The sequence below is a fragment of the Streptomyces sp. NPDC057682 genome (assembly GCF_042799575.1).
Taxonomy (GTDB): domain Bacteria; phylum Actinomycetota; class Actinomycetes; order Streptomycetales; family Streptomycetaceae; genus Streptomyces.
The window spans coordinates 212,937-219,676 of the sequence record NZ_JBHVIN010000017.1; the positions used below are offsets into that span (position 1 = coordinate 212,937).

Sequence of the window (6,740 nt, forward strand, 5' to 3'; positions counted from 1 at the left end):
CCGAACCCGCCCCTCGTGTATCCGGCACGCGGAGCGAGCGTCTAGCCTGGCAGGCGAATCGAAGCGGCGAGAAACGGGCACAGGACTCGGGGAAGCGACGAGACACCAAATGGGGAGTGCTGTGATCACGGCGCGCGCGGCTGCCACCTTCGAACCGGTGGGGCGCTCCGTCGCGACGGCCCGCGCCTTCGTCCGGGACACACTCCAGGGCTGGGGGTACACGGACGTCGTGGACGACGCCGTCGTCCTCACCAGCGAACTCGTCACCAACGCCGTCGTCCACGCCGGTACGGCGGCGAACGTGCTGTGCCTGCGCACCGAGGACGGCGTCCGGATCGAGGTCTCCGACCACTATCCGGAACGGGAGATCCCGCTCCAGTCCACGGGTCTGGACCTCGGCAGCCCCGACCGCGAGAACGGCCGGGGTCTGCTGCTGTGCGCGGCCCTGGCCTCCCGCTGGGGCGTCGAGTACTCCCCGACGCACAAGCACGTCTGGTTCCAGCTCGACCTCCCCGACCGCCCGGTGGGCATCCGCTCCGCCGGCCCGCTGCTGCCCGTCGGCCTGCTCCCGGTGACCGACGACCGGGTCAGGGTCGCCGTCGCCCAGATCGACAGCGCGGGCGCGGTCTCCGCGTGGAACGACGACGCGGCGTATCTCTTCGGGCACACCGCGGAACAGGTCCTCGGCACACCCTTCACGGACTTCACCGCCTGGCCGCAGACGCCGGGCACCAACACCGGCATCGCGGACGCGCTGCGCCTCTCCAGGTGGGAGGGGAGCTACGGCCTGCGCGGCGCCGACGGACGCATCGTCCCGGTCTACGGTTCGCACCTGCGCGTCCGCGACCCCCAGGGCGAGCCGTCGACGGTCTGCCTGCTGGTACGCGACTACGAGCGCGCCGTCCTGCAGACTCCGGTACGCGCTCCGGTCTCCGACGCGGCCACCGAGAGCCGGTCGACGGACCCCTTCGAGGTCTTCATCGGCTCCCCCGCCCCCGACGACCTCGACGGTCTGCTGCAGCGCACGGTCGAACGGTCCCGCGACATGCTCGACGCGGACGCGGCGTTCCTGCTGCTGGCCACGGACGACGAGACGGAACTGGAGGTACGGGCCACGACGGGCCTGCCCTCGGCCCGTCAGCGCTTCGCCCGGGTGCCCGTGGAGGCCGGCACGGGACGGTACGGCTCCGCGCGCATGCCGGCCGTCCACGAGGACCTCGACGCGGTTCCGGGTGCCGTCCCCCTGCTCGTGGACACGGGCATGCGCTCCGTCGTCACCGTCCCGCTGAAGGTCGAGGGCCGGCTGACGGGCTCCCTGGGTGTCGCCGCCGAGGCCGCCGGACGGTATTCGAACGAAGAGGCGCTGCGGCTGCAGTTCGCCGCGGACCGGATCGCCCTGGCCGTGGAGTCGGCCCGGCTCGGCGAGCTGGAACGGCTGCGCCGCGGTTCGCTGTCGTTCCTGGTGGAGGCCTCCGACCTGCTGGCCGGCACGCTGGACCGGGACCAGACGCTCGCCCTCATGGCACAGATGACCGTGCCGACGCTGGCCACGTGGTGCGCGGTGTACACGATCGCGGACCAGGCGTCGGAGCCGTATCTGTCGTACGTGCTGCACGAGGACGAGGAACGGATCGACGGCCTCAAGGCCCTGCTCTCCAGGATCGCTCCGCCGGACCCGGTCCCGACCCCGGGCGCCCGGGTGTGGGCCGCTCCGTCCGAGGCCGCGCACCAGGCGGCGCTGACCTCCTCGATGCGCGAACTCGGCCTCGGAGACACGGGCGGGCTCGGCACGAGCATCCGTACGACGCTGGCCACGGCGGCCGCGGTCGGCGGGGAGACCGTGGTCCTCCCGCTCGTCGCCCGCAACCGGGTGATCGGCATGCTCACGCTCGGCAAACCGTCCGACGACCACTTCCGCCAGGAGATCCTGGAGCTCGCCGAGGACCTGTCCCGGCGAGCGGCGCTCGCCCTGGACAACGCCCGCCTGTACTCGGAGCGCATGGCGATCAGCCAGTCCCTCCAGCGCAGCCTGCTGCCCCCGGGCCTGCCCGACGTCCCGAACGTCGAGATCGAGGTCATCTACCGCGCGGCCGGCGAGGGCAACGAGGTGGGCGGGGACTTCTACGACGTCTTCCCGATCCGTGACGGCGCCTACGGCTTCGCCATCGGCGACGTCTGCGGTACGGGACCGGAGGCCGCCGCGGTCACGGGCCTGGCCCGCCACGCACTGCGGCTGCTGGCCCGTGAGGGCTTCGGCGGCCCGGCGGTCCTGGAGCGCCTCAACGCGGCGATCCTGGACGAGGGCGCCCGCAGCCGCTTCCTCACCCTCCTGTACGGCGAGCTGTGGCCCCAGGAGGACGGCAGCGCCCTCCTGAAGGTGGTCTGCGCCGGTCACCCCCTGCCGCTGCGGCTCCGCCAGGACGGCTCGGTCGAGGCGGCCGCCGAGCCCCAGCCCCTGCTGGGCGTCATCGAGGACCTGGAGCTGTACGAGCAGTCGGTGACCCTGGAGCCGGGCGATGTCCTCCTCTGCGTCACCGACGGCGTCACGGAGCGCCGCGAGGGCACGCGCATGCTGGGCGACGACGGCCTGGCCGACGTACTGACCAACTGCACCGGCCTGACGGCGGGCGCGGTGGCGGCACGCATCCTGCGTGCCGTGGAGCGCTTCGCGGCCGAGCCCGCCTCGGACGACATGGCCATCCTGGCCATGCGCGTCCCCGAGCCACCCCACACGGACTGAGACCCGCCTCCCGGCGGTGCGGCGGCAACGTCCCGCCGCAGGAATTCCACCTGCCGGACCCGGACGAGGCGCCCCCGTGCCAGCGCAGTGTGAACGCCCTCGCACGGGCTCTGCGCCACTACCACTTCGAGGGCGACGGCTGCCTCCAGGAGGACAGGCCTCCGATCCGTCTCATCGGCGCCCTGGTCACAGCACTCACGGCAGGGTCGTTCCGAACATGCCCACTTGCCGTTGGGAATGGGCGTGTGGGTCAGGGCGTCAGCGCGGCTGCCACCCGGGCCAGGCGATCGGATGACAGGGCGAAGCGGTTGGTGGGGTTGCGGAAGGAGTACTCGCCGTCGTTCACGGAGAGACCGTGCCCGGCCATCGTCCAGCGCGCGGGGCCGGGAGTCCCTTGGTCCTGCAGGAGAACAGAGGCGAGGGCTTCAGGGTCTTCCACGCTCGTGCGGGCGTGCAGCGCACCTGCCAGACGGCCAACGGCATCGTCGGGTACCGCATCGTCGCCGAACGCAGGCAGCAGGAGCAGCAGGCGACAGTGGGGATCGGTGGTGCTGCCGCCGGGCAGGGTGTTGTCCGCAGCCGCCACGAGCTCGGGCCAGGACAGGCCCGGTCCCATGAAGTGCCCGTCATCCCTGGCGAGGAGTTCGGCCCGGTCCCAGTCGGGGTGGTGGAGGAGGTAGTCGGTGCCGGTGTCGTCGGCGACCGTGCGGTAGGCCACGTGAAGACGGTGATCAGCAGCGAGGGGAACCGTGAATGCCGGCCACTCGGCCCGCGCCCACAGCCGCCGCTGGAAGTCGCCGGCCGCGTCGTAGTCCGCGCCGAACAGCAGTTCCTCGGCATCCTCGCTCTGGATGCACGAGTAGAGGTGCCCCAGCCAGAAGAGCGGCTCGTCCAGGAGCCCGGCCTGGTACGTGAGGGGGCCGCCGTCGTAACCCGGTATCCGGGCAGGCTGCAGGTCTGCACCGTTCATCACGATGCCATCATGCCACCCTGGCTCCGTGCCCTTGAGGGGCTCTTCACGATCGAGGGTGTGGTCGCGGTCTGGAGCTTCCTTCGCCCTCCGCGCTACTGGCCCGGGTGCCTGCCTCGGTGTCGGCGACGCGGAGGCCGTCGATCATGAAAGCCGCGAAACGGCGTGCCGCTGCGTCGCGCGTGGAGGCGGGTGCGGCGGTGAGTCCGCGGCCGGCGAGGAGAATCACGACGAAGTCATCGAACACGAAGTCCGGACGTAGCCGACCTGCAGCCTGCGCGCGGCGGATGATGGTCGAGACGGCACGGCCCAGCTCCTCGCGGTGTGCCGCGAGGTCGACGACGTCGGGGTGTGCCGACATGAACGCGTCCGTGAAGCCCTGGTTGCGTGCGTTGAGGAGCAGGGTGCGCTCGACGACGTCGCAGAACCCGCGCCACGGATCCGGGTCGGCGGTGCCGTCGTAGACGATCGAGCTGCACTCGGCGAGCTCGTCCTCGAACGCTTCGAGCACCAAGTCCTGCTTCGTCGGGAACCGTCGGTACAGGGTCGCGGGCCCGACGTCCGCACGCCGGGCGATCTGCCGCATCGTCACCTCCAGCCCGGACTCCGCGAAGAGCTCCCGGGCCGCGGCGAGGACACGGTCGCGATTCTCCCTCGCGTCGACACGCAGCAGGTGAGTCATCTTTCAGGCGATCTCTCTCACAACAGCAAGTGGACGCATGCGTCCGTTACGTTCGATCGTACGGGAGCCAACCGGCTCGAACCAGTCAGGAGCGATGCATGCGAGCAATCTCAATCCGTACCTTCGGCACCCCGGACGGCATGGAGGTCGTCGATGTCCCGGTACCCAGCCCAAGCGCAGGCGAGGTCGTCATCCAGACCGCGGCGATCGGGGTCGGCGGAGTCGACGCGGTGATCCGGCGCGGCACGCTGGGCGCGCTCGGACCGGCCATGCCTCGCGACGGTCTGGTGCCGGGAAGCGAGGTGGCTGGGACGATCACGGCCGTGGGAGCGGGCGTCGAGGCGTCGTGGCTCAACCGACGCGTCTGGGCGTTCACCGGCGTCTCTGGCGGCTACGCCGAGCACGCGGTCGCGCGGATCGAGAACGTCACGCCACTTCCCGCCGGCTTGACGCCCGTCGACGCGGTGACACTCGGCAGCGCGGCCCCGGTGGCGCACTTCGCCCTGCGGCAGGCACACTTCGCCAAGGACGAGACTGTGCTGGTACGTGGCGCGGCCGGCAGCATCGGCATCGCAGCCGTCGAGATCGCAGCCCGAGCCGGCGCACGGGCAGTCGCGGTGACCACATCGTCAGCCGAGCGGGGCGAGCGGCTGATGGAGTACGGCGCGACACACGTGCTCGACCGTGACGGGAACAGTACGCGTGGTCCCGAGCCAGCCGGCTTCGATGTGATCGTCGACATCGTCGCCGGGCCGGCGCTGCCCTCGTTCCTCGCGCGGCTCGCACCCAATGGCCGACTAGTGCTGGTCGGCCTCGTCGCCGGACCTCCTCCGGCGGACCTTGGGTCGGCGCTGCTGAGCCGGTTCCGGCAGTCGGTGTCGGTCGCGACCTTCAGTCTGGACACGGTGCCGCGAGCTGACCTGGCCCGGATACGCGCCGAGCAGTTCGAGGCCGCGGCGCGGGGCGACCTCAGCGCCGTCGTCCACGCCGTCCTCCCGCTCGAAGCCGCAGCAGACGCCCACCGGCGGATGGATGCCGGCGAGGTCTTCGGGCGTATCGTCCTGACACCGTGACATGCTGCCGTCCGGTCTCTGGCTGGTGCACAGCCGATCGACACAGCGGTGCGCCGCGCGCTGTGTGAGCACCGAAGTTGTCTACGGGCACGCGCGCGCGAGCTCCTGAAGTGTGCAGCGACTGGGCAGGACACGCGTCGGCTACCGCCTGTCCCGACCTGACCAGTTCGCCCGGCTCGACGAGCTCGGTCTGGAAGTCGCCGGGCAGCGAGTTGAACCCGATCGTGCTGTTCTCGCCTGCCGGGCCGTCGGGGCCGATCAGTGGTGCCGCCGCTGCGGCTGCGAAGCGTACCGTGCGACACGGTCACTCGCCGTTTGGCGCATGAGCCGCTCGGCCGGCGGCCGACGACGCTGCCGGTCACGATCCGCCGCTACCGGCGCAACCGATCTGACTGGCATCCGCGACGGAACCGGTCCCGCGCGGCTGTTGGACATGCTCGAAGGGCGCTCCAAGCAGGTCTTCAAGACCTGGCTCGCCGACCGTGACAACGCATGGCGGGACAAGGTGGAGGTCGTCGCGATGGACGGGTTCACCGGGTTCAAGACCGCGGCTGCCGAGGAGTCACCCGACGCCGTGGCGGTGATGGATCCCTTCCACGTGGTGCGGCTGGCCGGCGACGCACTGGACCGGCGCTGGGGCATCTACCAGCGGTAGATCGCGGCTAACCGCGAGCCCGACAAGGGGCTGGGCAGGGAGCTGATGAGCAATCTGATCGAATCGGTGAGCACAGGCGTCCCGAAGGCGCTGCCGGCGGATTCAGACCCCAGCTACACCCTCGCTTGTGAAGAGCCCCTCAAGGCCGGGCGCACCAGACGATCTTTGTGGGACAGTCCTTAGGCTCTGGCGGTCCGTCAGCGCCGTGCGCGTATGCGTACGTACGTCCGTCCGGGCATGCAAAAGGCCCCCGCCTCGTGGCGGGGGCCTTTCTGTCTGAGCCCCAATGCGGAATCGAACCGCAGACCTTCTCCTTACCATGGAGACGCTCTACCGACTGAGCTATTGGGGCCTTGCTGCCCTGCGGCAACGAGCTAAAGCATACCCTGAATCAGGGGGTCTGCAAAACCGTCTGTCGCCCCGTCATGGCCCCGCCCACCAGCGGTGATTCAGGGGGCATCGGCACGGGGCGGGCCGGCGGAGCCGAACACGGTCCTGAAACGCAGGAAAGCCCCGCGCCAACGGCACGGGGCTTTCCCACAAAGATTGTTCGGCGGCGTCCTACTCTCCCACAGGGTCCCCCCTGCAGTACCATCGGCGCTGAAAGGCTTAGCTTCCGG

At 70.7% G+C, this 6,740-nt stretch carries 4 protein-coding genes, 1 tRNA gene and 1 pseudogene; 3 read left to right on the forward strand and 3 right to left on the reverse strand.

Going from position 1 to position 6,740, the window contains the following annotated elements; genetic code table 11:
* Positions 1-109 precede the first annotated feature (109 nt).
* The gene (locus ACFVDM_RS29055) at positions 110-2,740 is read left to right on the forward strand and encodes a SpoIIE family protein phosphatase (RefSeq protein ID WP_383646646.1); all 2,631 of its coding nucleotides are present in this window, start codon (positions 110-112) and stop codon (positions 2,738-2,740) included.
* Between the two features lie 250 nt (positions 2,741-2,990).
* Here ACFVDM_RS29055 and ACFVDM_RS29060 read toward each other — a convergent pair whose 3' ends face one another.
* Both ACFVDM_RS29060 and ACFVDM_RS29065 read right to left on the reverse strand, forming a co-directional pair.
* Positions 2,991-3,710 (reverse strand): hypothetical protein, encoded by a 720-nt coding sequence (locus ACFVDM_RS29060; RefSeq protein WP_383646673.1) that lies wholly within the window; start codon positions 3,708-3,710, stop codon positions 2,991-2,993.
* Between the two features lie 46 nt (positions 3,711-3,756).
* Entirely contained in the window at positions 3,757-4,392 is a 636-nt protein-coding gene (locus ACFVDM_RS29065; RefSeq protein ID WP_383646649.1) for a TetR/AcrR family transcriptional regulator, read from the reverse strand.
* A gap of 98 nt (positions 4,393-4,490) precedes the next feature.
* On the opposite strand from ACFVDM_RS29065, the gene ACFVDM_RS29070 reads away from it, so the two are divergent.
* Together ACFVDM_RS29070 and ACFVDM_RS29075 are read left to right on the forward strand one after the other, a co-directional pair.
* Positions 4,491-5,465, forward strand: a complete 975-nt coding sequence (locus tag ACFVDM_RS29070) for a zinc-binding dehydrogenase (protein WP_383646652.1) — start codon at positions 4,491-4,493, stop codon at positions 5,463-5,465.
* Between the two features lie 110 nt (positions 5,466-5,575).
* A pseudogene (locus ACFVDM_RS29075) lies at positions 5,576-6,213 on the forward strand (transposase); the annotation flags it as partial.
* 186 nt (positions 6,214-6,399) lie between these two features.
* Here ACFVDM_RS29075 and ACFVDM_RS29080 read toward each other — a convergent pair.
* A tRNA-Thr gene (locus ACFVDM_RS29080) sits at positions 6,400-6,472 on the reverse strand.
* Positions 6,473-6,740 lie beyond the last annotated feature (268 nt).